Origin of the sequence: Parabacteroides sp. D25, from assembly GCF_000307475.1 — a bacterium.
Classification (GTDB): domain Bacteria; phylum Bacteroidota; class Bacteroidia; order Bacteroidales; family Tannerellaceae; genus Parabacteroides; species Parabacteroides distasonis.
The window spans coordinates 91,759-116,181 of record NZ_JH976500.1; the positions used below are offsets into that span (position 1 = coordinate 91,759).

The following is a 24,423-nucleotide window of genomic DNA, read 5'->3' on the forward strand; positions in this document are numbered from 1 at the left end:
AAGTAAGTATGGAGCGTGTGAAGGGAAAATTCATTTTCCCGGTCATTTCTTTGTATGTAGTTTTTCGGGGAATATAAAGGGTTAGGGTTTTAGGTATACTTATGTAATATGGTGGATCATTTTACACAGCTATCAGGCTTTTTTAGAAGATTCCGTTTCTTTATTCGACTATATAACAATCATGTACTGACTTACCCCCCTATCACTCCTTTCTTGAAAAGAGTGGATACTTTCACACAGCTATCACTATATTACGGACGGTTGTACACAATTGGAGCAGGAAAGAGGGACGGTCGCATACAGCTGGAAGTAAAGAACGGGACATCTGTACACAACTAAAACAGCAAAAAAAACGTGAAAAGTGAACGATTTTACACAGTTGGGGACTTTCTATCAGCACCACTCTTTGAAGAAATGAATTTTTCCGGATCAGGAACTTCCTGCTGCCTCTCTGGTGTCCACCCTTCGGGAAACCTGCCGAAAACAGCCACAAAATCATTTATATATAATTGCTTTTTCTTCTCGATATTTTCAGAGAAATTGGCCCACTGAAGGAACTCGCCATACAGTTCCTTATCATTCTCCTGTTCTTTCACTTCCTTTCCTCTGGATTCCAACTCTATCTCAGGATAAACCAGCTCCACATATAACTTAAGCAGGCTCTTATAAAATCGCTTCGTCACGACCGCATACTGTCCTTCATCGAAATAACGCAACGTATCTTGGGGAAACGAGAACAAAACGGTATAAGCCCATCTATCATGCTCACCTTTGATGAAGGAAAAGTTGAAATTGGTATATTTCAGGTAGCCGTTCATCTTCGTAAGTATCGAGGCGATTTTCTTTTTCCGATATTTGGGTTCAGCTATTTCTATCCCCAACCTCTTAGCCAGCTGATCGACTGTCAGCACATAGAAAGGAGTTTCGTTATTCTTGACTCTATACTTGATCAGGTAAATCATCTTGGATAGCTCCAAGTAAAAATAACGATAACGGCTGGGTAAGTTTCGATAATCCTGAAGTTCCAAGAGGTTATAGAGCGAAAACATGAAGTCTTTAATCTCCGGGCTTATCACCGCCGAATACAGCCTTTTCGTCGATTTCTTTGTCTCGAAGTCGGAAACAATATCAAATCGTTTCAAGATCTGCACGAAGTTATAAGATGTACGGCCATCTTCACCGGCTACCGGATAATACAAGTTCTCCAATCCCAATTTATAGATCGCCGCCTCAAATACCGTCTCTATCGGGTGAGTGACCGATTTCCCTGCCGTACCGGCAACTACATATTTCGGGGGTGTCCTGCTTCCGAACATAGCTGTCAACTGCTCTTCGGTCAGTTTCCGCTGTAAGTTGGTACGGTTATAACCCATCTTGTGGCAAAAATCCTCCACAGAGAACCAAGAGGTACCGAACAGGTCTTTCAGGTGATGGCTGCTCAGGTATATGATAAGATCCAGCATGACATTGCCACCTGCCTCATACAACCGTTCTATCAGGTCGGAATTATAATTTTCCCCAAGAATCCTGGGAACACGATCAGTTCTTTTGCCATGACAATACTTAAAAATCAATCCTCTCTCTGCTTTCATTGCCACAATGATAGACATACCGGGGCACATACACATCATCATTATCACTTTACTTTAAAGATACGAACAATATGAAAAACAAAGATATAATTTACCGATAAGCCTTACCACTTTTTATTGCAAAGAAAGCATCTTACACCTGTAGCTCATAGACAACCTGTATTGCTTTTTCAGTTCTTCTGATAGGAAAGACCGATCTATCAATGCCTGCACCAACGGTTTCTCATGAATAAACCCATCAATTTCACGCTTTATCAATTTATCGCCCAACCCTATGCGCCGCCCAAATTCCTCGAAATCCTTCCGACCTACCCGATGGGTATCCCCCAAATTCATCCCCTCTTTGAACAATCCTTTATCAAGAGCGAATCTCCTGGGTTCAGTCAAATGCAATGAGGTGTTTATCAGGTTATATGCGGGAGAAAGCCGATATTCATCTCCACTATTAATCAGCGAGAAATTTTTCAGATGCGCATCGTCATTCAAAGAGATGAAATTAAATACAATCAACCTGAAGAAACGAAGTATATCAATCCGGGCAGCTTTTACATATTTCTGTATTACCTCCGCACACTCTTCATAACTGCCATTGCAATATTTATAATCACTTCCGCCATTCGCTTTCGTATATCCCATCAGTGCCGCAAAATCCTCTTGCTGAGATTTTTTCCCGTCATGAACATCAAACCGCCGTGTCAAATAAGCGGCTTCATCATTATTGAAAAAGCAAAGCCCGTTGGCCGCCGTTTCTATTCCATATACCTGTGCCGCTATTTGCATGGTCAAATGCTCATTGGCAGCGCAATAATCCCGGTTCAGTATATGGTAACTGCTGGGACACGGCTTCAATATATATGTTCCCTGCTCGCCTTCCTGTGTATAACGAAGATACGATTCCTGTTCATCAACAATTACCGAATACTTGGGCTGTACGCCCGACAGTGAGATTCGCTTCGCGTTTCGTATAGCTTCATTGGCTTCTTTACTGTTGGTCGAAGGGCTTGGCACTCTCAAATAATGAGATACCATTTTATCGTCAAACATTTTTTTACGTGCGGCAGGAGAATGAGTATCGAACCCTTCCGCCAGTGTTGAAGGACAAACCGTCAAGGTGATCATGGCAATACAGGTTTAATGGTTACGGCACCTATGGTATCATAGTGGGCGGTGGCCAGCAGTATGCCAAAGTCATCTTCGGCATCGACGTGCAATAACTGAGATTGCAATTTCCGGTTTTCACCTTCCGACAACATATTAAAGAAGAACGGGAACAAGACCGTTGACCGATACGGTTCTTCACGCAATGGAAGAGTCAAGCTGACCGATGGACAATCCCCTTTCTCCAAATAAGAAGAATCATAGATAAATGTATATTCTCCATTATCCTCTTCTGTCAACATTCCGGCTTTAATGCCGTGCAAATAAACCTCACATTGTCTCATTTCAATTAACCGTTAAATTCAACTTTTCAATTCGATAGTCATTTGAAGCCCAAGCGTGTCAAGTATGGAAAGCAATGTTTTCAATTTAGGGTTACCTTCTCCACGCTCGATGGCCACCAGCGTATTGATACCCACGCCTGCCAGTTCGGATAACTCCAGCTGATTAACCCTCAAACTCTTCCTGCGTTCCCTGATAATCTTTCCTATCTCTTTCATATTCACAGTATATTGTGATTTTTCGACAAAAATACCAATTTAAAACATGAAAAACAAATAAAATCACAATGTGTTGTGATTTTATTAAATCCATCTATGTTCAAAAAAGAATAACAGATAAATCTAGACAACCATAATCATTTTATTTATATAGATTAACTCTAATATTCAAGATTAATCCATCTATTTATATAGATTATTTGTATATTTACAAAAAAGGAACAACCATGTGGAATGAAATGAGCAACCCGGCTGTATTGGTGAAAATCGGCCAACGCATCAAAGAGACACGTATCAGGCAGCACATCACGCAGGAAGAACTGGCAACGGCTTCCGGTGTAAGCCCCTTGACCGTTGCGAACATCGAGAAAGGCAAATCGGTATCGCTGCTGTTGTTCATCAGTGTACTTCGTTCACTCGGCCTTTTGGAGAACCTGGAACAACTGGTACCGGAAATCCGGATCAGCCCGATAGAACTCAAAAAACTGCAAGGGAAAAAACGTTACCGTGTACGCCATTTAAAACAAGATAGCCATGAATGATTTAATAGTAGACGTGAAGCTGTGGGGAGAAAGCGTAGGTTCTCTCTATTGGGAAAAGGAAAGCAATTCTGCCTTGTTCGACTATGAACGGAAGTTCATCCGCTCTGGTCTTGACATTTCTCCTATCATTATGCCCATTGCCCAGTACAGAAACACGCCCTACCAGTTCCTTGAAAACCGTACGGACTGTTTCAAAGGGTTGCCCGGATTGTTCGCCGATTCACTGCCGGATACTTTCGGAAACCAGATCATCAACGAGTGGTTCGCCAGCCGGGGATTGTCCGGAGAAGAGATCACCCCTTTAGACAGGCTTTGCTATGTAGGTAAACGTGGTATGGGCGCACTGGAGTTTGAGCCGTACTCACCGATCAACGGCATGAACGAGTCATCGGTCCTCCATATCGAGGAACTGACGGAGCTTGCCAAATCCATATTCACGGACAGGAAAGCATTTCAGGCCCAACTGCGTCAGGAAGGAAGAAACATACTGGACATACTGAAAGTGGGGACATCCGCCGGAGGTGCCAAGCCCAAAGCAATCATCGCCTATAACGATATCACCGGAGAAGTACGCTCCGGACAGGTAAAAGCCCCCGAAGGCTTCGGGTACTGGCTATTGAAATTTGATGGTGGCAAATACAGCGAACACACGCAGATAACGGACAATCCACGAGGAATAGGTAACATCGAATATGCCTATCACCGGATGGCAAAAGCCTGCGGTATCGATATGATGGAATGCCGGTTACTTCAGGAAAAAGAGTCATGCCACTTCATGACACGTCGTTTCGACCGTGTGGAAAACGGAGAGAAGATCCATGTACAAACATTAGCCGGGATTGCCCACTATGACCGTGACTAACGCCGTTCATACGAAGAGATCTTCCGTTTCATGCGGCAGATGAACCTGCCCTATCCGCAACAAGAAGAACTATACCGGCGTATGGTGTTCAACGTCATGAGCCGGAACCATGACGACCATAGCAAGAACTTCTCTTTCCTGATGGATAAACAAGGGAAGTGGAAACTGTCTCCTGCATACGACCTCTGCTACTCATACACACCGGGCGGCAAATGGACGAACCGTCACCAACTGTCACTCAATGGCAAACAAGACAATTTCACGATGGAAGATCTGCAAAAAGTGGGAGAGAACATGGGTATCCGGGAACACAAACAGATTATCGAAAAGGTACAGGAAACCGTATCGCACTAGCTTGAAACAGCCAAGGATTGCGGGGTCAAACCGGAACACGCTGATTTTATCGGAAAAAATCTGCTCTTGTTCGGTAAGCAACCGCATACGATCCAAATGCCGAATATTGTCAACGAACAAGAACAGACCTTCATAAAGGCTATGCGAGATGATGACTTCAACACCATTCTGGAGTTGAAGATGAAAGGATATCAGCCATCGGATAACGTACTGAAAAGCCTCCAGCCGGATATATCATCCACCACCTTTATCGCTGCCGCCAAAATATTCCAAATGGAAAGAATGCTAAAAAGTATTCAGGACATAAAGCCTGCTCAAAGCCCAATTATAGACGGGAATAAGCGAAGCATGGAATTGGGAGGTTAGTACACAAAGACATCTCGCACAATTCAATATAATAGTAAATATATTAGTTGTAACCTATCATATTTTGATTTAGCAGTTAATATATTTACCCTTGCAGCGAGACAACGAATCACGTCACCCAAGCCATGGCTAACCCAGAAATCATAGCGGATTTAGTCAAACGATTTAAGGAATATAGACTAGCCTATGGGCCCACCCGGCAAGAGGCTGCCGAGAAAGCCGGTGTCAGCCTTATCACCTTGCGCCTGTTTGAGAATGGAAAGGTCTACAATATCGATATGGGGAACTTTCTTTTCCTATTACGGGTAGTGAACTGCTTGGAACAGATGGACGGCCTACTGCCGGTACCTGTTTCAGCATATACAATGGAATAAATGATGAATAAAAAAACCGAAAAGGATAAGACATGGGAAATAATGTTGTGAGTGTTAGAGGGGGGATTGACATCTTTTCACCTTAGTATCTCCGACCATAGGAGAAGCCATGAAACACTGCTTGCCCACCGTCATCGAGCCATACGAAACAAAGACAGTTTTCAGGTATCAGAAATCAACGTTATCGAGGACACCCGGCATGACTTTCGTATCGAGGCCATCATCAACGGAAAGCCACAAAAACACGTTGTCGGGCGTAAAAGCGATTTAGCCGCTGAAATCATAGCCAAAGGCAGAAACAAAGTACCCGTTGAAAACAAGAAAGGCTTATGGAACGGTTGTTTCTGCCTTTGGTTAGAAGAAAACAGCTAGCATTTGGCTTGACGGGAAAATTAAGCCCGTAAACTGCCTTCTCGTGAATAACCGGCCTCGTACCCTAAAAAACAATGGCAGGAAGAAGCTAGATAAGAGAGAATATACAGGTGTTCAGGAACAGATAAGTGTTTATTCTATAGAGGTTTGATTTTTGTTACGAAAATTTAGGGGTGACATTCCGGTTCCTTTCTTAAAAAACTTTCCGAAAGACGATTGATCCGCAAACCCCAAACTTTCCGCAATACCTTTTATTGCCAAATCTGTAAACGTCAACAAACGTTTAGCTTCAGAGAGAAGGGCCTCCATTATATAGATATTTACTGTCTTTCCAGAAACCTGACGTATAATCCTTGAAAGATAAGGACGGGACACATGAAGCCTGTCCGCATAAAAAGCAATGGTATGTTCATGTCGGTAATGTTCGGCCAATAATTTTCTGAACAAGCGGAACAGTTCGTCAGGACGGCTGATCTTTCCAGAGGAACGCGCACTTTGATTGTCAACAATTTTTGTTATTTGTAATAATAGGAAATTGACCAAATGACTCATCATTTCAACAGGATAATTAAAAGTGAGGCTATGAGCCAGTAGCTCTAATGTTTTATGCACATATGCAAAATCATCATTATCCAACTGTAAAGCCAACGTCATAGAACCAGCGTTATAGAGGCTTTTATACGCATAACTTCCTACTGCTAATGAGTCAAAAAAGGAAGGTTCTATACATATACCATAGGAGTTAAATTCCATGCTCTTGGATTTCAATGAAACAGACATCCTGGGAGTAACGAGAAGCATATCACCTTTTTTTAAGGTAAGGGAATGGCAATTTATCATGAATTTGGCCGTTCCACTCTCTACCAGCATATAATAGAAAAAACCGGCATGGAACATCCTACGTTTATAGTTATCAAGAATTTCTTCTATATTAAGGATATAGACTCCTTGATTATATATGGTTGTCGATAACGTTCCCCGTATCAACTCCAATAGTGTATCTTTGGTATGATCCATGTTGTCAAAAAATCACATAATTAAATGATAAAATTTCTTAGAATGGTCAGTCTCTCAAATTAGAATGTCCGATAAACAAAATCAGCGTCCATCTAAAAATGCGAACGCAAAATACAAAAAAAAAATCAAATATGCAAATGGGATAATCATCTTCACATCTCCGGCAAGGTGTATCGTGATGGACTAAATACCGCTCTATTAGGAACACATCGTAACGGAGAAAATTCACGAACTTTGTCGTAGTAAATAGATTCTGAAAAACAGAGGATATCATCATGTCAATAATTATTTAACGACTATAAAACATTATACAATGAGCAGTATTAAGCCTATTAGAGATCCTAAGACGGATCATTTGTTGACACCTGAAAATTCAGCGTTGTTAGTAATTGATTATCAACCAATACAGGTTCATTCCATTACTTCTATGGACAGACAGAAATTGGTGGAAAATATATCTAATGTATGCCGGATTGCTAAAGGTTTCAACGTCCCGATTGTCTTAACTACGGTAAATGTCGCCACTGGTCTTAATACGCCTACCATTCCCCAGATCAAAAAGGTCCTTCCGGACCAGCCTGAGATCGATAGGACCTCAATCAATTCATGGGAGGACAAAGATTTTCAAGAAGCGGTCAAGGCACTAGGGAGAAAAAAATTAGTGATTTGTGCGCTATGGACAGAGGCGTGTCTTTCTTTTCCCGCTTTGGACTTGTTGAAAGAGGGATATGAGGTATATACCATTGTTGATGCTGTTGGTGGCACATCCGAAGTAGCCCATGAGATTGCCCTTAGGCGGATGGAGCAGGCCGGAGTCCGTCTGACTTCCGTTACGCAATATATTTGTGAACTGCAAAGGGACTGGGAGCGTAAGGAGACTGTTCCTGTGTTTGTCCAGGGATTGTTGGATAATGGTTCTTTCTTCGTTGAGACCCTTAAGGAATGATATGGTCGGAAGGACTATAAAAACGAAGGCGGGTTTATTCTCCTGAAACCAGATGGAATAATATACGCCTTTCAAAAATGTTATTTGATTTATGATAGCACTAATTTTCATCTTGTTATTATTTATTTATGATAACTACCAACCTCAGTGCACTGGCTGCCATATGGAAGGATGATCCCGATCATACTCGTATCGGTTTTGAGGTGAAACATGCGGGGCTCTCCTTTGTCAGCGGATATTTCTCGGATTTTGACATCTCTGTAAGGCAGGCAAATGACGATTATAAGAATACGCATATCCTGGCGGAAGTGCAGACCACGAGTATAAGTACGGGCGTGGTGGCACGGGACAACCATCTGCGTTCTCCAGATTTTTTTAATGTGGAGGTCTTTCCCCTAATGACATTTAAAAGTACAAAGATAAAGATGGAGAAGACCAGGAAAGGAAAAATATATGGAGACCTTACACTTCACGGGGTTACCCAAAGGATAGAGCTGGAAGTACTACTGATAGGGAAGAGGAAGAGTCCCGTATCTAAAAAGACACAGTAGGCGTTCGTCTTAGCGGCAAAATCAAACGCTCAGAGTTTGATCTCGGTCTTAAGTTTGTTCCGGCCATGATTGCAGACGATATACGGATTATTGTGGACTGTGAATTCACACATGAATAGAGAAAGGATAATTAATATTGAAATGACAGCAATATGAGACAAAGAAAAGTGACCCGAATTGTAAGGGGACGGAACGCAGTTGACGGGGCGGGTGTGCGTCTGCGCCGTATATTGGGGGATCGGACGATACAGGATTTCGATCCGTTCTTGATGCTTGACGGTTTTGACTCCACCAATCCTCAGGATTATATAAAGGGATTTCCCTGGCATCCTCATCGTGGAATAGAGACCGTAACCTATTTAGTCAGCGGAACAATGGCGCATGAGGACAGCCTGGGAAACAAGGGGGTGATCCGCTCTATGGGCTGTCAGTGGATGACCGCCGGATCCGGGATACTCCACAAGGAGATGCCGCAGCCTTCGGAAAGGCTGCTCGGGTGCCAGTTGTGGGTAAACCTGCCCGCTACGAAAAAGATGGTGCCACCTACATATAGAGATATCTCGTTAACCGATATCCCGGTGGTGGCCGATAAAGCGACCGTCCGTATCCTATCCGGTTGCTATCAGGGGATACGGGGGGCTCTGAACGGTTCGCACGCCCGGGTTACATATCTGGACATAACCTTGCCTGCCGGCATTTTATGGAGCTACGAGGAGGCCCACAATAATGAGACACTATTTATCTATTTACTGGAAGGCTCGCTTATCCCCGATCCGGAACAACGGTCGATCGAGGATAAGGGGTGCGCCATATTATATTCCGTTTCCGCTCCTGGAGAAAGGACACATGAGCCCGTGGTTGTGAAGGCCGGAGCGGAAGGCGCACGTTTTCTCCTGCTCGCCGCCAGTCCTTTGAGGGAACCGGTCGCCTGGGGAGGTCCCATCGTCATGAATACCCACGAGGAGCTGCGAGAATCTTTCGAAGAATTGAGGAACGGAACGTTTATCAAATGAATCTGAGAAGAGTCAGATACTTTCCGCCATGTTTAGTATGAATCAAGAGGTTTGGTTTATAGACTATGTCTTACGTGTCAATATTAAAATATATGTTTTCTGTAGCGAGATAATGTCGAAAACATTACAGGGTTAGTGGAAAGAACGGGGGCTGCCGGTTTTCTTGCATTTTTAAAAGCTCGGTCCCACATTTTCAAGGGTTCTCTTGGGTTAAATTTGGTATATTCATTTGCTTTTCTTAACTTTGCAAAAATTCGCAGGCGAAAACCAACTACTTTTTAAGTACATTTAGTTCTATTTTACGCATTGGATAACTTTTCATCCTCTCTTAGAAATTACGCAGGGCCTGCTTTAAGAAAATCATTTTATAAACCATTGCGAGGTATTGGATAAATGCCTTGCCAAAACGTGACTTTATGCGATATAAAGAAAGTTTGCTATTGCCATTCCTTTTGGCGATAAATATCATTTTGCCTGTGACAGCGCAGGAAAAACCGAGGTTAAAAATAGGAGGCGCACTCCGGTTCAACTACAATTACTCAGACTGGAAACCGGAAAGCCGGAATCGTGGCGGAGAATTCGACTTCGACGTGCTCCGTCTGAACGTGAACGCTTCCTATAAAAAAATCGATTTAGCGGTGGATTACCGCTTCTATCCCTCTTCCTCGGGAGGCGGCATGCTCAGGGAAGGTTGGATAGGCTATCGTTTCAATGATTCACACCGGTTACAGATAGGCCTGACAACGGTCCCTTTCGGTGTCCTGCCTTATACGGGTAACAATTATTTCTTCAACCTGAACTATTATGCCGGTCTTGAGGACGATGCGGACATGGGGATAAAATACCTCTTCCATAAGGACCGCTGGGAGTTGTCGCTCGCCTATTTCCAGAACGCCGACCTTTCCGGGACCGGAGGAGACTCGGAACTGTCCGCCAGCCGCTATGCCTATGACATCGCCGGACGCGATAAGGAGGCGCATCAGGGCAATATCCGGGTGGTATATCATTTCGGAAACTTGTGGAGACATCAACTCGGAGGTTCGGTCCTTATGGGAGGTTTGTATAATATGGACACACGAAAGACAGGACTCCGTACCGCTTTTGCCCTGCACTATGTTGCCGACTATCGGCGGTGGAACCTTAAAATGCAGTATACCAACTATAATCTCAGACCCGTGCGGGCTCCAGGGGAAGACAGAAGTGTGGTGACGATGGCGGCTTACGGGTCGTCTTACCGGATCGCCTCCAGGGCGGATATATATACGGTGTCATTGTCCTACCGGATCCCCGTGAACAAGTGGTTTCTGGACGATATCTGCCTGTACAATGATTTCAGCCTGCTGGGCAAACGCGTCGCCGGGTTTAATGACAGCCTGGAGAACGTGACGGGGTGTTCTTTGGCGATAGGAAAGGTCTTCACCTACATCGACTATGCCGTGGGGAGGAATCACGCATGGCTTGGCGACGTATGGGACGAAGCCTTTGCCGGTGGAACGGAAGACAACTGGAATGTCAGGTTTAATATAAACATAGGATATTATTTTTAAAGGATTATGGATAAAAATAAAATTGAGATCAAGGATTTGTATTTGATTTTCGGCTCTGAAAGGAACAAGGCTTTCAAGATGCTGAAAAAAGGGAAAAGTAAAAGTGAGCTCCTGAAGGAGACCGGATGTACGGTTGCCGTGAACAACGCGAGCCTCTCTGTCCGGGAAGGTGAGATATTCGTGATCATGGGACTTTCGGGAAGCGGCAAGTCAAGCCTGCTCAGGTGTATCAACCGCTTGAACAGGCCCACTTCCGGTGAGATACTGATTAACGGGGAGGATATCGCCGGAGTTCCGGATGAACGGTTGCGTTCCCTGCGCCGGAAGGAGCTGGCGATGGTTTTCCAGCATTTCGGGCTGATGCCCCACTATACCGTATTGCAGAACATCGCTTTCGGACTCGAGCTTCAAGGCCAGGAAAAGAGGGAACGCGAGCAAAAGGCGGCGGAAAGCATGCGTCTGGTCGGGCTGGACGGATACGCCGACCTGATGGTCAACGAGCTGTCCGGAGGCATGCAGCAACGGGTGGGACTGGCACGTGCCTTAGCGAATGATCCGGAAGTCCTGCTGATGGACGAGGCCTTCTCCGCCTTGGACCCGCTGATACGGGTACAGATGCAGGACGAGCTGCTGGCCTTGCAGTCGAAGGTGAAAAAGACCATCGTATTTATCACGCATGACCTGGAGGAGGCTGTCAAGCTCGGTGACCGTATCGCCATCATGCGTGACGGGGAGATACAGCAAATCGGTACCTCCGAGGAGATCCTGACCGATCCCGCCAATAAGTACGTGAGGTGTTTCGTGGAGAACGTGGACCGCAGCAGGATTATCACCGCCGCATCCATCATGGTGGACAAGCCTATGGTGGCAAGGCAGGGAAAAGAGGGACCGGAGGTCCTGATCAGGAAGATGAGAGAACGTAAAATAACCGTGTTGCCCGTAGTGGATCCGGATGGCATACTGGTAGGCGAGGTCCATCTGAAGGAACTTATCCAATTAAGGAAGGAGCGTATCCTGAACATCGACTCTATCGTAAGGAAAGAGGTACACTCCATATTGGGCGATACTGTGGTGGAGGACATACTCCCCCTGATGACGAAGACCAACTCGCCCATCTGGGTGGTCAACGAGAAACGGGAGTTCGAGGGAATGGTACCGCTCTCGTCGCTCATTATCGAGGTGACGGGAAAAGACAAGGAAGAAATCAATGAAATCATTCAAAACGCAATAGAATTATGATAAATATAGGAGAATATATAGAAATGGCCGTGGAATGGCTGACCGAGCACGGCGCATCGTTTTTTGACCTGCTGAGCTTAGGGGTGGAAAGTGTTATCGACGGGATACTGTGCGTCCTGCTCGGGATACCTTTTTACATAACCATCGCGATACTCACTTTCCTGGCGTTATACAAGAGTGGCAGGGGGACAGGGATCTTCACCCTCCTGGGGCTGTCGCTCGTTTACGGGATGGGATTCTGGGAGGAGACCATGCAGACCCTGGCCCTGGTACTCTCCTCCACCGGCATGGCGCTGATGCTGGGAATCCCCCTGGGGATCTGGATGGCGGGCAGCGGACACTGCAACAAGATCTTGCAGCCGGTGCTTGACTGCATGCAGACCATGCCGGCCTTTGTCTATCTGATACCGGCGGTGCTATTTTTCGGGTTGGGAACGGTACCGGGAGCCTTCGCCACGATCATTTTCGCCCTGCCTCCGGTAGCGAGGCTCACCGCATTGGGCCTCCGGCAGGTGCCGAAGAACGTGGAGGAAGCCGCCCGCTCTTTCGGTGCCACTCCCGTCCAGCTCCTGTTCAAGGTGGAGCTGCCATTGGCATTGCCCACCATTCTCGCCGGTGTCAACCAGACCATCATGATGTCGCTCTCCATGGTGGTGGTAGCCGCCATGATCTCAGCTGGAGGTCTGGGGGAAGTGGTATTGAAAGGTATCACCCAGATGAAGATAGGCATGGGATTCGAGGGGGGGATTGCCGTCGTGATACTGGCGATCGTGCTTGACCGGATCACGCAGGGAATGGCTCGGAAAAAACAAAAGGAATGACACATATAATAAAAAGCAAAATGATTATGAGAGACAGAACGATACTTTTCACGGCCCTGATGGCCATCACGATATTCTTCTCGTGCGGTAACATATCCGACAAGAAAATCCGCATCGCCTACGCGAACTGGGCGGAAGGGATAGCGGTCACCTATCTGGCCAAGGAGATCCTTTCGGAACAAGGGTACAGGACCGAGCTCCTGAACGCAGACATCGCCCCCATATTCACCTCTCTGGCAAGAGGCAAGACAGACGTGTTCATGGACAGCTGGATGCCGGTGACCCATGCCGATTATTTTCGGAAATACGATGGTAAGCTGGAAATCCTCGGGCAGATATACGACAGCGCCCGTATCGGGCTTGTGGTACCTGAATATGTCCCGATCCATACGATAGAGGAACTGGGTGCCCATACCCGGCGGTTTTCCGGGGAGATCGTGGGGATTGACGCCGGTACCGGCATCATGAAATGCACGGAGAAAGCCATCCCTGAATACGGCCTGGATTACAGACTCATGATCTCCAGCGGTCCCGCCATGACGGCATTGCTGAAGAAGGCCATCGACAAGAAGGAATGGATCGTCGTGACCGGCTGGACCCCGCACTGGATGTTTGACCGCTTTCGCCTGAGGGTGCTGGAAGACTCGAGAAATGTTTATGGGGAGGCCGAGCAAATCCATTCCATCGCTAGGAAAGGATTCAGTAAGGAGCATCCGTTCGCTGCCGCCCTTCTGGGAAACATCCACCTATCTGATACCGAGATCAACTCTCTGATGCGGGCCATAGAAGAAACCAGTGGGACCGAGACTAGAGCCATACGCCAGTGGATGGACGGGCATAGGGATTTGATAGACAGCTGGATTCCGGACAAGGAGGAATACAGCCGATGAACATCACGATGGAATGGATGGCTAGGCTGTCCACGGCCTCTCTTTTAGGTAGATCTCCGGCCCCGAAAGGGGAGATCGTTCTAAAGATACCGGTTTCCGCACTCGTTCTCTCGTAGCATCGGGAAGTGCCTCGCTCTCTTGATGTCGGTACTATCATATTTCAGAAGGACCTTGTCCGTTCTAATGCTGTCACCATTGCGTGCATGGAATAAAAAATACGACACGCTACAAATACGATGAGAGGATTTGTGGTATGATGAGACTTGCACTATTACCGCGAGCGGAATGGCAGAAACCATCAAGAATTATGTCTTATTGTTGATATTACGGACATAACTCGTTCAAAATGACTTTTATCGATAACTAATTGTCTGTTTTATGTAACAAGTGTAACATTTAGCTTTTATAACTTTGCATCATCAAAAATTAACATTATGAACCAAGCGGTTCGGTCGCTAAAAATAATATCAGTGCCAAAATGAAAAAAAGTATTTTTTTCTTCTTCCTGTTATTCAGCTTGCAGTCTTTTTCACAAAGGGTCGCGATAAAGAATAATCTCGTATACGATGCGCTGTTAACTCCTAATCTCTCGCTGGAGTTCTCTCTAGGGGAAAAATGGACCTTGGATACCCAGGTGGGCATGAATTTTTTCTTCTATGAGAACGATCCCACCGCAGATGGATACAAGACAAGGAAATGGAGCCATTGGCTTGTGCAACCCGAGATACGCTATTGGGCTTGCGAGAGATTCAACGGTTGGTTTCTCGGGCTGCACGCGCATGGAGGCCAGATGAATGTCGGTGGGATAAACATCCCTTTTATTCTCCAGAACAAGCATAAAGAGATGAAGGCGCACCGTTATGAGGGCTATTTCTACGGTGGCGGCATCAGCGCCGGTTATCATTGGATCCTATCCGACAGGTTCAGCCTTGAAGCCGCTTTGGGGATAGGGTACGCGCACGTGAGATATGACGAGTTCAAATGTACGGCTTGTGGACAAAGGACGGGGAAGGGAGGGGCCGATTACCTCGGCCCGACAAGAGCCGCCCTCTCTATCATTTATATACTTAAATAAAACAGGCCTTGGGTAAAATAGGTGTAGGATATAAAAACATGAAGTCAATGAGATCGATACATTATTACATAAAGCTGTCAACCGTCTGTGCCAGCCTTGGTTTGACGGCTATATTCACGCAGGCCCAAAAGGTCGTTGGGCGGAACATGTCACCATTACATTGGGGGTATGACGTGAGGGTCAAGCGAAGCGCAGACGGAAAAAGCCTGCGTCTTTCCCTGCATGTGGATGCCATGACCCGGTTGGAGTCACAGGACGCCCTTGTCATCTATCCATCCCTGGTTTCCGCCGATGAGGATGACAGGATTGATTTCGCGCCTGTCAGTGTAGCGGGCAGAATGCGGTATAAGGCCATTACACGGTCGAAGGCTCTCGGCGAAAATTCAAGGACATCACGGTTCGACAATAAGCTCCATCCTTTTTCGGACATAGAGGAGCAGGGCATTTCCCTGCAGGAATCCGTCCCTTTCGAACGCTGGATGGCGGATGGACATGTGATGGTGAGAGAGGAGCTGTTGGGTTGCGTTGGTTGTGGCATACGTGAGAATCAAGGAACCGTGGCTGTTATTGACCTGCCTATTTTCAAGAAAGAGGATTATATGTATGATTTCATCGAGCCAGAGAAGGTGGCATTCAAATATTATAAAGACTCCTTTGACTGCAAGGTCACTTTTCCCGTGGCGAGCTACGAACTGAGAAAAGCCTTCGCCAATAACGGGCAGGAGCTCGCCCGGCTGGAAATCTTCATATCAAGAAGCCTGGATATAAAAGGGGCCGAGTTGAAAGAGGTCCTCATAGAAGGTTTCGCTTCCCCCGAGGGTAAAGCGGAATATAACCGGTCACTGGCGGAAGGGCGTACCCTTGCGCTCTCGAATTACATCTCCGGGAAATATCCCGGACTTAAAAGGGCAGTGACTTACCGGACGGTCGGTGCCGGGGAGGATTGGGAGGGCCTTAAAAAGCTCGTAGGCATCTCTCCCCTGTCCAATAAAGAGGAGTTGCTGTCTATCATAGACCGGTATCCGACGGATACGGAACGAGAATCCGCCATACGTAACTTGGACAACGGCAGGACCTATGACATCCTCTTGAATGAGTTTTATCCGCAACTCCGTCGAACGACCTTTCGTTTCAGTTTCGACGTAAGGGCTTATACCCAGGAGGAGTTACCTGAAATATTTGCCACGAGGCCGGAGTGTCTGAGCTCACACGAGATGTTCCAGCTCTCGGAAATATATCTCATCCGGGGGGAGAGCCCCCTCCCCGTCTTCCAAAAGGCGTACGAACAGTTTCCCGAAGACGTGGTGGCGAAACTGAACTATGCCAACGCCTTGCTAAAATACGGGAAAAAGGCAGACAGCGCCTTACGGGTGTTGAGCGACGTGAGGAACGACAGCCGTGCCCTTTTCCCGATGGCGGTCGCCTACCATATCAAGGGGGACTGGAAAAAGGCGGAAGAATTGCTGAAGGAGGCTTATAAACAGGGGGATGACCGTGCCAAGGTTTTCTATGGCGAAGGCGCTTATGAATAAAGTTAAGACTTTATATAACAATAGTAATTTATTTATTCACTAAACTTTTAAGTTATGAAGGTAAACAAATTTCTTTTAGCGGGTGTTGCGGTCTTAGGTCTAGGCATGACGGCCTGCAATGATGACGATGTTCCTCCGGTAGGGAATCCTGCCGAGGGAAGCACATTCGCTGGAATGTACATCTCTACCATGAAAGATGTCATGACCAAGGCGGTAAATGACAGCCAAGGAGATTATGCGGGTAGAGAAGCGGAGAGCAAACTCGAGACTTTACGGTTTATTTCTCCCGGCAAGACTAAAGACTGGACGCTAGGACAGGCTGACGAGGAGGATAAATTCTGGGCAACGACAGTCAACGGCACTTACACGGTCGCTCCATGGAAAGTCACTGCGGGCTCCCAAGCAATGGCGTTGTTGTTTAACAGGGGAAATCTTGAGCCCGGTATCGCAACGGCCACGAACTATGTGTATGGAAATACGGCTACCGCGGTGGCCGACATCACGGCTCTCGCCTCGGAAAATAAGTTCGTGATGGCCTCGAGCGTCGAGCAGAAAACCATCCAGGACAATATCTCCAAGGAAACAGTTAAGACAGGCACGGAAGAGGCCCAGAATGTATTCTCCTTTGACATGGAACGTGTCGTGTCGCAAGGCATGGTCGCAAAGGGGGATAATTTAAATACGGAAACAACGGATGGAAGAGGATCCGTTGATCTTGACGACCTCACGTATACGGCTATCAACGGCGCCGCAAAGACATATCTTTTCCGCAACCATGCGGGAGAGCGTACAATCACGGAGAGTGACGGGCTTTACAAAGATTTTACATCCGCCATTGATGACTATGTTGATTTTCAAAATGCCCAAGCCCCGAATGGTACAGCCAGGGAGCATTTGGTCCGCCTGGGAAACCTATTGACGGCACAAGGTTCACAAACGACTGATCTTGGCATGTACGCGGCCAAGACGGTCGCGGCAAATGCAGCCGAGGCTAAAAAGGTACCAGGTATTTATTTCTTGGAGAATTCAGTGAAGAAAGAGGCTCTCACGGCCGGAAACAAGAATTATGGTTACTACCGCCTGCCTTATGCCAAGGTCTACGCTACTTATACTCCAAAACAGGTATGGGATTGGGACGCGGATCAAGGTAAGTTAATCAGTAAATCTGGGGTAAAGGGCGAGACGTTCTATCGAGGAGAAGGTGATGGGCTTATCTACGCTAGCAAGGAAGCCGCACGGAAAAGCCAGTTGAACCCGGGTCAAAACGCTTATACCTATACAAACGGAAGATGCGCATACCGCGCGTTGTGGAACCGTCAAACAACCGCTGATGGAAAGACGGTTGTGAACGCTGATGTTCGTCGTAATAACACCTATCTGCTGACAATTACGGCTTTCCAGGGCCTGGGTATGCCGTGGGACCCTTCCGACCCTAAGGATCCGTACCTGCCGAAGCCCGATCCAGACCCTACTGAACCAACTAATCCCGAAAATCCAGATATCGAGAAAGAAGAGACCTACATGCGTGTCGTGGCCAAGGTACTCCAGTGGAACCTTGTCTCACGTGATGTCGTTCTTGAATGATATTCAGATAAGAGGTAAACTCAGCCAACGATTTCTTACATAACCTTCAAAGAGGGAAGGGGGAGTCTTTCCCCTTCTTTCTCCAATAGACAAATAGTTAGACCTCAAACGGTTAATAATCCCAATTATAAGCTATATCAAATGAGAATCAGAAGCGTACATCCTGCCATATTTATCATGTTGCTGGCCTGTTGCCTTATAGGTTGCGATTCAGCCATATTCGATAACTTGAGTGGTTGTCCGCAAGGTGTCAATTTCCAATTTTACAGCCGGACTTCTTGCGAACAATTCCCCAATTATCCGTCAGATATCAGGCAGGTCCGGGTATTTGCCTTTGACGAGCAAGACGTGCTGGTGGGTGAATTCTCCGACAAGAAGGCGGTTCTTTCGGCGGATTATTCCTTGCCCGCCACATTGCGGCATACGGGGAAGCTCACGTTTGTCGCATGGGGTGGCAGCGACTTGGTGGCCTATGATTTTTCAGGTTTTAAGGAAGGCGTCACGGCCAAGCAGGAGATGTGGGGCGCGCTACGGTTGAAAGACAGAAGGGTCTCTTCAGTCCCTGCGCCTCTGTATGTCGGGCTCGCTTCCGTATCGCTGGAGAACCGGGAGGATATGGGAAGCGTATATGAGCGGGTGTCCTTCAACATGCGGGAACTGACATACCGGGTACATTTTACCATCAAGTCCATCCCCGATCCATTCCCTATGGACGAGAAATTCGTCATAAGGATAGAAGATGACAACGGTGTTTATGACTTTAACGGGCAGATCGCCCTTTGCGAACGTTTTGAGTACGTGGCCGAAGCCACACGTGACACGGAAGGGGTGTTAAAGGCTGACTTTACGCTGATGAAGCTGGAGGAAGGCAGAAACACGCTCGTATCCCTGGTCAACAAGACAACCGGGGAAATCTTTTATACCGCCAATCTGGTGGATGACATCATCATGTTCCGGGGTGATTCGGGCGAACCACCGTATAGCCTGGAGTGTGACCATGATTTTCCCATAACTCTGAAACTCAAGTATGAGAAGAGTACATGGACGCTGGTACAGGCGACCGTCTTGGATTGGAATGTCGTCTCCCGTCCCGTAGAGCTAGGTGCTGATATCATCTCAGGACAGATTTAAGACTCGTGTGGTATCTGAAAGGAGTTGAGATTATTATAAAAAACGATATATAATGAAATACGGAACTGTGATAAGGTTGTTGACAGTGACCTGCCTGGCAATCGTACAATTGACCGGATGCTCGCCTGATACGGAGGATATGAAAAGATTCGTTACGGGTATTCCCATCCGGATCGTGGCGGAAATGAACAAGGGCACGAGTTCTTCCCGGATGACGAAGGCCCCCGTGCGTTCAGAGGGGGAATGGAAGGAGAATTATATCGGCGCGGAGGTATATGAGAAAACCGTCAGGCATGTCCTCCTCTTCGCTTATAAGAACATCGGAACCTCTCCGGAGAAAGTCATTTTCTATTATCCCCAAGGCACTGCCAACCCATTGACGGGTATAACCGGCATTGATCATTTCGAGATGAGAGAGATGGGAGGAATAAACGTAGGGGACTCCGATATAGCCCTGGACCTGGAGCTGATGGGTGGTAATTATAATTTTGTCTTATTGGTCAATTGCGAATCCGGATTGAAAAAGATCCGGGAAGAGCATATGATTCCTGATCCGAAACTGCTGACGGAGAAAACCGAGATTTTCACGTCCGACGATCTGAAGGGAGAAAACCGGAAGTATCTTCCCATGGCAGGCCAACGCAATCTCCACGTTCCGGACAATATGGGCGGCAATGGCAGGGTAACCCTTTCACCCAGTATACTCCTGGAACGCACGCACGCACGTGTCGAGTTTATCCTTACGACGGTTGATGATACGGGAAACTACCTGTCGCCTTTGTTACCGCTTTCCAGAGTGACGAAACTCTCCTTAAATAATGAGACCAGCGGTTATTCCGTACTGCCTTCCGCCGGGGAATATACCGCCACCGGTAGCGGCAATCCGGATATCAGGGGAGTGGACTACGCGGGAGATCCCCTGTTGTTACCGGAAAGGCCCAGTTTTCACGAAGGTGCCAACGAGGGTTCCGGAGAATCCGCCTTTGTGGCTAAATGTCAAGGAAGGTTGCTCCCATATACGGGAGAGACACCTCGCTATATCTATGTGGCTCCGGGAGTCTACGGGAAAGAGGAAGCGCTGGCCTTGGTACTATCTATCGATTACCGGACGGGAGACCCCGATGAGACGTACAAGATCGAACTCTATAATCCGGATCTTGGGCAAGATGACAAGGCGTATTACAATATTCGTCGTAATACCATCTACCGTGTCTTCTCCACGCTGAAAGGGACCAAGAACATGGAGCATGACGTTGTTGTGGATGAATGGGAGGATACGGAAGTGGCTATCCCCTGGTAACAAAGGCACCCGCTCATGCCATCAAAAAGAGAAACAGTTTAAAAAATAGATACATATGAGAATCAAACATTACACTTTGCTATTCGCTTTCTTGGCGATATTTATGGGAATGCCTCTCATGCAAGGGTGCAGTGACCCCTTTGATGAGCATGGAGGCAGAGGAACGGAAATAGCAACCAAGGATGGCTGGGGATCTGTCACCATGTCCGTCGAAGGGCTTGGGCTTCGGAATCCTCTGACCCGCTCCCTTACGCCGGAGGGAGAGAACGAGACGGCGGCGGAGAGGATCAGGGTACTTGTGTTTGACAAAGACAATAGGTTCTCATACGAGGCCAAAGTGACTTCTTTCACTCCCTCCAGCGCCCCGGATGATAAGAAAAGCAAGGGTACCATGACCCTGCTGGCGAAAAATACCCCTTCGGGCAATACCAGTACCTTCGTGATGCTGGCCAATATCGCTACGTCAGACGAGATCGGGGCGGATGAGTTGACCGGAAAAACACGGGAAGAGGTCATGGGGCTTTTCACATTCTTCATGCCCGACAAGGGGGAATGGAAGGACGGAGAGCTCCCGATGTGGGGAGTCTCGGATCCGGTCAAGGTGGATCACGGTTCCGGCGCCGTTCCAAAACTCGGGACCATCTACCTGATCCGTGCCGTGGCACGTGTAGATGTGGGGCTTAAACTGAGCGAAACGTCGGAAGGGGCTTCCACGTTTGACGAGAAAGCCGAGGGTATCGAGGGGATAACGCTGACCAAGGTATTTTTTTATAACACCAATACAAAAGGGCGGATCTCTCCGTTCGAGAGCGAGGCTTATTGGGATCAGGTTAATAGAAAGGCGAAACAACCTTCCATTCCCGATCCCGCTCCGGCCGTAACAGGAAGGACCGACAGGACATCTTCCATAGCGGAAGAGAAGATATTATTGCGTGAAGTCTATGTCCCGGAGGCGGTCAATACCCCGACGGGTGCCACGCAAGGAGCCAACGGAGAGACGCTCCCGGAAGAGGATACGGAAAATTTCTTGAGACGCCCCTATATCGTTGTCGGGCTGACCGGCGTGGACAAGAGTCGTCCCGACAAGGAGACGTTCTTCCGGATAGACTATTTGAAACGTACGGGAACCGAGGCCGACGCGACATACGAGTACCTGCCCTTACTGCGGAACCACCGTTACTTGGTGAACATCACGGAGGTGGGTGGCCCGGGATTCGATACGGAAGAGGACGCTAGGAAAGGGCCGGCCGCCAATATCATGTACAATGTCGTGGTATGGAACGAGTCCACGATGTCCAACGTGCAGTATGACGGGCAATATATGCTGGGGGTCAGCGATGATCATTTCACTTTTTATAGGGAGGGGGGTAGCCTGACGGCGAAAGTGCAGACTTCCTGGCCCGAGGGGTTCACGGTAGAGGGGCTGCCCGCATGGATCAGCTATTCCATAAAACCCTCGGAACCAGGAAAGTCAGCACCGACCGACGAGAAAATCGTGACCTTTACGGTCACGGAGCAAGTGGACACGGACCGCACGTGGCCGGAAAAAACAGAAGATGCCCAGAATGCGCTGAAAGCCGCTTATGTGAAAGCGGGCCGTATGAAATGGTTCCTTGGCTTTGAGCAGTCCAAGGATATCAATGTCACCCTACGGATCTTCGCGGACGAGGCGTGCAGCCAGCCGCTGGAGTTTATCGAGGTCAACCAGTACGGCGAGAGCTATGGGCAGCCTGGTAAGGTGATAATGAAAGACGGACGAACGCTTACGGCGGAAGAGGCCGGTGCCAAGGTCACTTTCTATGTGAAGACAGAGCCCCATGACCTGGAACCCGTTTTCCATGCCGAAGCCGCCAACCCGTTCAAAATAGAAAAAGCGGATCAACTTGCGGGAGGGATATGGAGATACACGGTGACAGCTCCCGATATCACGGAGAATCTGGAGTATTTCGATAATTTCAATACTACTTATGTCTTCACCATAACACATGCGGGAACCGATAGAAGCGCATCGGGAAAACTCAGCCTCTTGCAGAAAGAATATAATGCCATCCCCTTCTTCGACAAATGGCTGCATCAGTCATTGCTGGTGTCCAGCAACAGTATCTACCTGATGGACGGCAAACAGAAGCAATATTATGTCAAGGCCAACAGCGAATACAAGATCGAACTGGTTTCCGCTTTGTCCGATAACGGAGCGGGTGATGTGATAGAGACGTTCACTCCTTTCTATGAGAAGGATCCTTCTCTTTCCGGAAAACCAGTTTCTTTCACGGCTGTTGACGATATCACAACCTCACGTCTTTACTCCGGAAAGGCGAGATTCAAAATTTATTCCCCTGACGGTCTTTTTCCTGAGAGAGAGTTCGAGGTGGAACTGGTTTCCGGAATAGTGCAGCCTGAAGCGAATACTTATATGCTCAAAGCAGGTGCAAAGCAAGGGATATTTATCCCCGTTTCCCGCGTGAATACCGCCTATAGGTATTATAACAAGCTTTTGGAACATGACGCTGTTTTGAGTGGTAAGCAAGGGCTTCCCGGAAGCAGATCAGACTTCATGCTGAATAAACTGGATGAAGATGATGACTGGAAAGTCAATATCGTGTGGACGGACATTCAAAAGCCCGACGGGCAGAATGACATAGAGCGAGCAGGACTCAGTGAATTATCCGAGCAGGGAGGTTCCGGACCGGGTTCATATATCTATGTCAAGCCCGGACAGAAACCGGGGAATGTGCTGATAGAGATTAAGTCAGGAAAGATCAAGGGGAATCCGACACTTTGGTCCTGGCACATCTGGATAGTGGACAAGTATCCGACGGTATTGGAGGTCGGTAAATATGGAGGAGACGGACCGGAGACGGTTCAATTGATGTCGCATCTGTTGGGGGCTTACGAGAAGGTTCATTCACAGTATAGCGCTGACGAGTTTAGGGAATTTGGTATGCAATACCAATGGGGCAGGAAAGACCCGTTCCCAGCACATGATGTTCGTGTCAATACGAACTTCTATGACGGCAACGGCAAGTCTTTTGATTTCCTTTGGGAACAAAGGGGAAATGATGTGGATTATGGAAAAACAGATGCTCAGCAAGCGAGAGGGGCCGCTCTTACGATGAAGCAGAGCATTGAACATCCAAGCGCCATCGTCTCTCATCAAAGTTTCTGGCTGTATGAATGTTTCCCGCATGGGATGGTTAATAATTTCAAAGATCGCTGGGTGTTCCTGTATCCATGGAACCAGCCTTCCCTGACAGGGAATCCGGAGGATGTAGGCGGAAAAACCGTATTTGACCCTTCTCCTTACGGATTCCGGATCATGTCACAAAAAGAGGCCGTGACTTTGAGATACGCATATTATTACGAGAGCAAATCCGGAATACAGACACCTCTGCCCGGAAGTATTTATGACGGCTCCTTCTTAAGCGGCTATACAGGGGGTAACGAAGTCATTTTCGCCGTGGCACAGGCCAGGAGCGAAACTCATGCGGGCCGTTATCTGCTCAATTCCACTGGAGGTCCTGCCGGCTGGGCGGCCGCCTCCAATACAAGCGCTGTTTACAGGCGTTGTATGACCTTCTCCGTACGTCCGGTCATTGACCCGGATATAACAGATGATTATAAAAAATATTTACCTGAATAGAAAATACCCGTGCAGGT

Annotated in this window: 21 protein-coding genes and 1 pseudogene; 17 read left to right on the top strand and 5 right to left on the bottom strand. The window is 47.4% G+C overall.

Annotated elements, in window-relative coordinates:
- Positions 1 to 371 precede the first annotated feature (371 nt).
- The 4 genes from HMPREF0999_RS00310 to HMPREF0999_RS00325 form a co-directional block, all read right to left on the bottom strand.
- The gene (locus HMPREF0999_RS00310) at positions 372 to 1,592 is read right to left on the bottom strand and encodes a hypothetical protein (RefSeq protein WP_048926853.1); all 1,221 of its coding nucleotides are present in this window, start codon (positions 1,590 to 1,592) and stop codon (positions 372 to 374) included.
- 114 nt (positions 1,593 to 1,706) lie between these two features.
- On the bottom strand, positions 1,707 to 2,711 hold the full coding sequence (locus HMPREF0999_RS00315) for a HipA domain-containing protein (protein ID WP_009274826.1): 1,005 nt from the start codon (positions 2,709 to 2,711) through the stop codon (positions 1,707 to 1,709).
- Positions 2,708 to 3,034 carry a HipA N-terminal domain-containing protein gene (locus HMPREF0999_RS00320; RefSeq protein WP_008779537.1) on the bottom strand — a complete coding sequence of 109 codons (327 nt, stop codon included), beginning with the start codon at positions 3,032 to 3,034 and terminating at the stop codon, positions 2,708 to 2,710. Before HMPREF0999_RS00320 ends, HMPREF0999_RS00315 begins: the two co-directional genes overlap by 4 nt.
- 18 nt (positions 3,035 to 3,052) lie before the next feature.
- Positions 3,053 to 3,250 carry a helix-turn-helix domain-containing protein gene (locus tag HMPREF0999_RS00325; protein ID WP_010185038.1) on the bottom strand — a complete coding sequence of 66 codons (198 nt, stop codon included), beginning with the start codon at positions 3,248 to 3,250 and terminating at the stop codon, positions 3,053 to 3,055.
- Positions 3,251 to 3,441: 191 nt separating this feature from the next.
- Between HMPREF0999_RS00325 and HMPREF0999_RS00330 the strand changes: the two genes are divergently transcribed.
- The 4 genes and pseudogenes from HMPREF0999_RS00330 (at position 3,442) to HMPREF0999_RS00345 (ending at position 5,748) form a co-directional block, all read left to right on the top strand.
- Positions 3,442 to 3,792, top strand: coding sequence for a helix-turn-helix transcriptional regulator (locus HMPREF0999_RS00330; RefSeq protein WP_029257240.1), 351 nt, complete (start codon positions 3,442 to 3,444; stop codon positions 3,790 to 3,792).
- Positions 3,785 to 5,008 (top strand): annotated as a pseudogene (locus tag HMPREF0999_RS00335) (type II toxin-antitoxin system HipA family toxin). Before HMPREF0999_RS00330 ends, HMPREF0999_RS00335 begins: the two are co-directional and overlap by 8 nt.
- 66 nt (positions 5,009 to 5,074) lie before the next feature.
- Positions 5,075 to 5,374, top strand: coding sequence for a hypothetical protein (locus HMPREF0999_RS22810; protein ID WP_009274831.1), 300 nt, complete (start codon positions 5,075 to 5,077; stop codon positions 5,372 to 5,374).
- Positions 5,375 to 5,499: 125 nt separating this feature from the next.
- Entirely contained in the window at positions 5,500 to 5,748 is a 249-nt protein-coding gene (locus HMPREF0999_RS00345; protein ID WP_009274832.1) for a helix-turn-helix domain-containing protein, read from the top strand.
- 504 nt (positions 5,749 to 6,252) lie between these two features.
- Here HMPREF0999_RS00345 and HMPREF0999_RS00355 read toward each other — a convergent pair.
- Positions 6,253 to 7,137, bottom strand: a complete 885-nt coding sequence (locus HMPREF0999_RS00355) for a helix-turn-helix domain-containing protein (RefSeq protein ID WP_009274833.1) — start codon at positions 7,135 to 7,137, stop codon at positions 6,253 to 6,255.
- A 313-nt stretch (positions 7,138 to 7,450) separates the two neighbouring features.
- Here HMPREF0999_RS00355 and HMPREF0999_RS00360 point away from each other — a divergent pair, with 313 nt between their 5' ends.
- The 13 genes from HMPREF0999_RS00360 (at position 7,451) to HMPREF0999_RS00420 (ending at position 24,406) form a co-directional block, all read left to right on the top strand.
- On the top strand, positions 7,451 to 8,083 hold the full coding sequence (locus tag HMPREF0999_RS00360; protein WP_008779541.1) for a hydrolase: 633 nt from the start codon (positions 7,451 to 7,453) through the stop codon (positions 8,081 to 8,083).
- Positions 8,084 to 8,211: 128 nt separating this feature from the next.
- Positions 8,212 to 8,634 (top strand): YceI family protein, encoded by a 423-nt coding sequence (locus HMPREF0999_RS00365; RefSeq protein ID WP_009274835.1) that lies wholly within the window; start codon positions 8,212 to 8,214, stop codon positions 8,632 to 8,634.
- Between the two features lie 152 nt (positions 8,635 to 8,786).
- Entirely contained in the window at positions 8,787 to 9,647 is an 861-nt protein-coding gene (locus tag HMPREF0999_RS00370; RefSeq protein ID WP_008779542.1) for a pirin family protein, read from the top strand.
- A gap of 416 nt (positions 9,648 to 10,063) precedes the next feature.
- Complete coding sequence (locus HMPREF0999_RS00375; protein WP_009274836.1) at positions 10,064 to 11,194, top strand: porin; 1,131 nt, start codon at positions 10,064 to 10,066, stop codon at positions 11,192 to 11,194.
- 6 nt (positions 11,195 to 11,200) lie between these two features.
- Entirely contained in the window at positions 11,201 to 12,433 is a 1,233-nt protein-coding gene (locus tag HMPREF0999_RS00380; RefSeq protein ID WP_009274837.1) for a glycine betaine/L-proline ABC transporter ATP-binding protein, read from the top strand.
- Positions 12,430 to 13,254: an ABC transporter permease gene (locus tag HMPREF0999_RS00385; RefSeq protein ID WP_009274838.1), complete on the top strand. Its 825-nt coding sequence runs from the start codon at positions 12,430 to 12,432 to the stop codon at positions 13,252 to 13,254. Before HMPREF0999_RS00380 ends, HMPREF0999_RS00385 begins: the two co-directional genes overlap by 4 nt.
- The gene (locus tag HMPREF0999_RS00390; protein WP_010185031.1) at positions 13,251 to 14,144 is read left to right on the top strand and encodes a glycine betaine ABC transporter substrate-binding protein; all 894 of its coding nucleotides are present in this window, start codon (positions 13,251 to 13,253) and stop codon (positions 14,142 to 14,144) included. The genes HMPREF0999_RS00385 and HMPREF0999_RS00390 overlap by 4 nt, the downstream gene beginning before the upstream one ends.
- A 478-nt stretch (positions 14,145 to 14,622) precedes the next feature.
- On the top strand, positions 14,623 to 15,219 hold the full coding sequence (locus tag HMPREF0999_RS00395; protein ID WP_009274840.1) for a DUF3575 domain-containing protein: 597 nt from the start codon (positions 14,623 to 14,625) through the stop codon (positions 15,217 to 15,219).
- Between the two features lie 47 nt (positions 15,220 to 15,266).
- Complete coding sequence (locus HMPREF0999_RS00400; protein ID WP_009274841.1) at positions 15,267 to 16,751, top strand: DUF3868 domain-containing protein; 1,485 nt, start codon at positions 15,267 to 15,269, stop codon at positions 16,749 to 16,751.
- A gap of 54 nt (positions 16,752 to 16,805) precedes the next feature.
- On the top strand, positions 16,806 to 18,335 hold the full coding sequence (locus tag HMPREF0999_RS00405) for an Mfa1 family fimbria major subunit (RefSeq protein WP_009274842.1): 1,530 nt from the start codon (positions 16,806 to 16,808) through the stop codon (positions 18,333 to 18,335).
- A 141-nt stretch (positions 18,336 to 18,476) separates the two neighbouring features.
- On the top strand, positions 18,477 to 19,466 hold the full coding sequence (locus tag HMPREF0999_RS00410; protein ID WP_009274843.1) for a FimB/Mfa2 family fimbrial subunit: 990 nt from the start codon (positions 18,477 to 18,479) through the stop codon (positions 19,464 to 19,466).
- A gap of 52 nt (positions 19,467 to 19,518) precedes the next feature.
- Positions 19,519 to 20,766, top strand: coding sequence for a hypothetical protein (locus HMPREF0999_RS00415; RefSeq protein ID WP_009274844.1), 1,248 nt, complete (start codon positions 19,519 to 19,521; stop codon positions 20,764 to 20,766).
- Between the two features lie 55 nt (positions 20,767 to 20,821).
- Positions 20,822 to 24,406 carry a hypothetical protein gene (locus tag HMPREF0999_RS00420; RefSeq protein WP_009274845.1) on the top strand — a complete coding sequence of 1,195 codons (3,585 nt, stop codon included), beginning with the start codon at positions 20,822 to 20,824 and terminating at the stop codon, positions 24,404 to 24,406.
- The last annotated feature ends 17 nt before the right edge of the window (positions 24,407 to 24,423 follow it).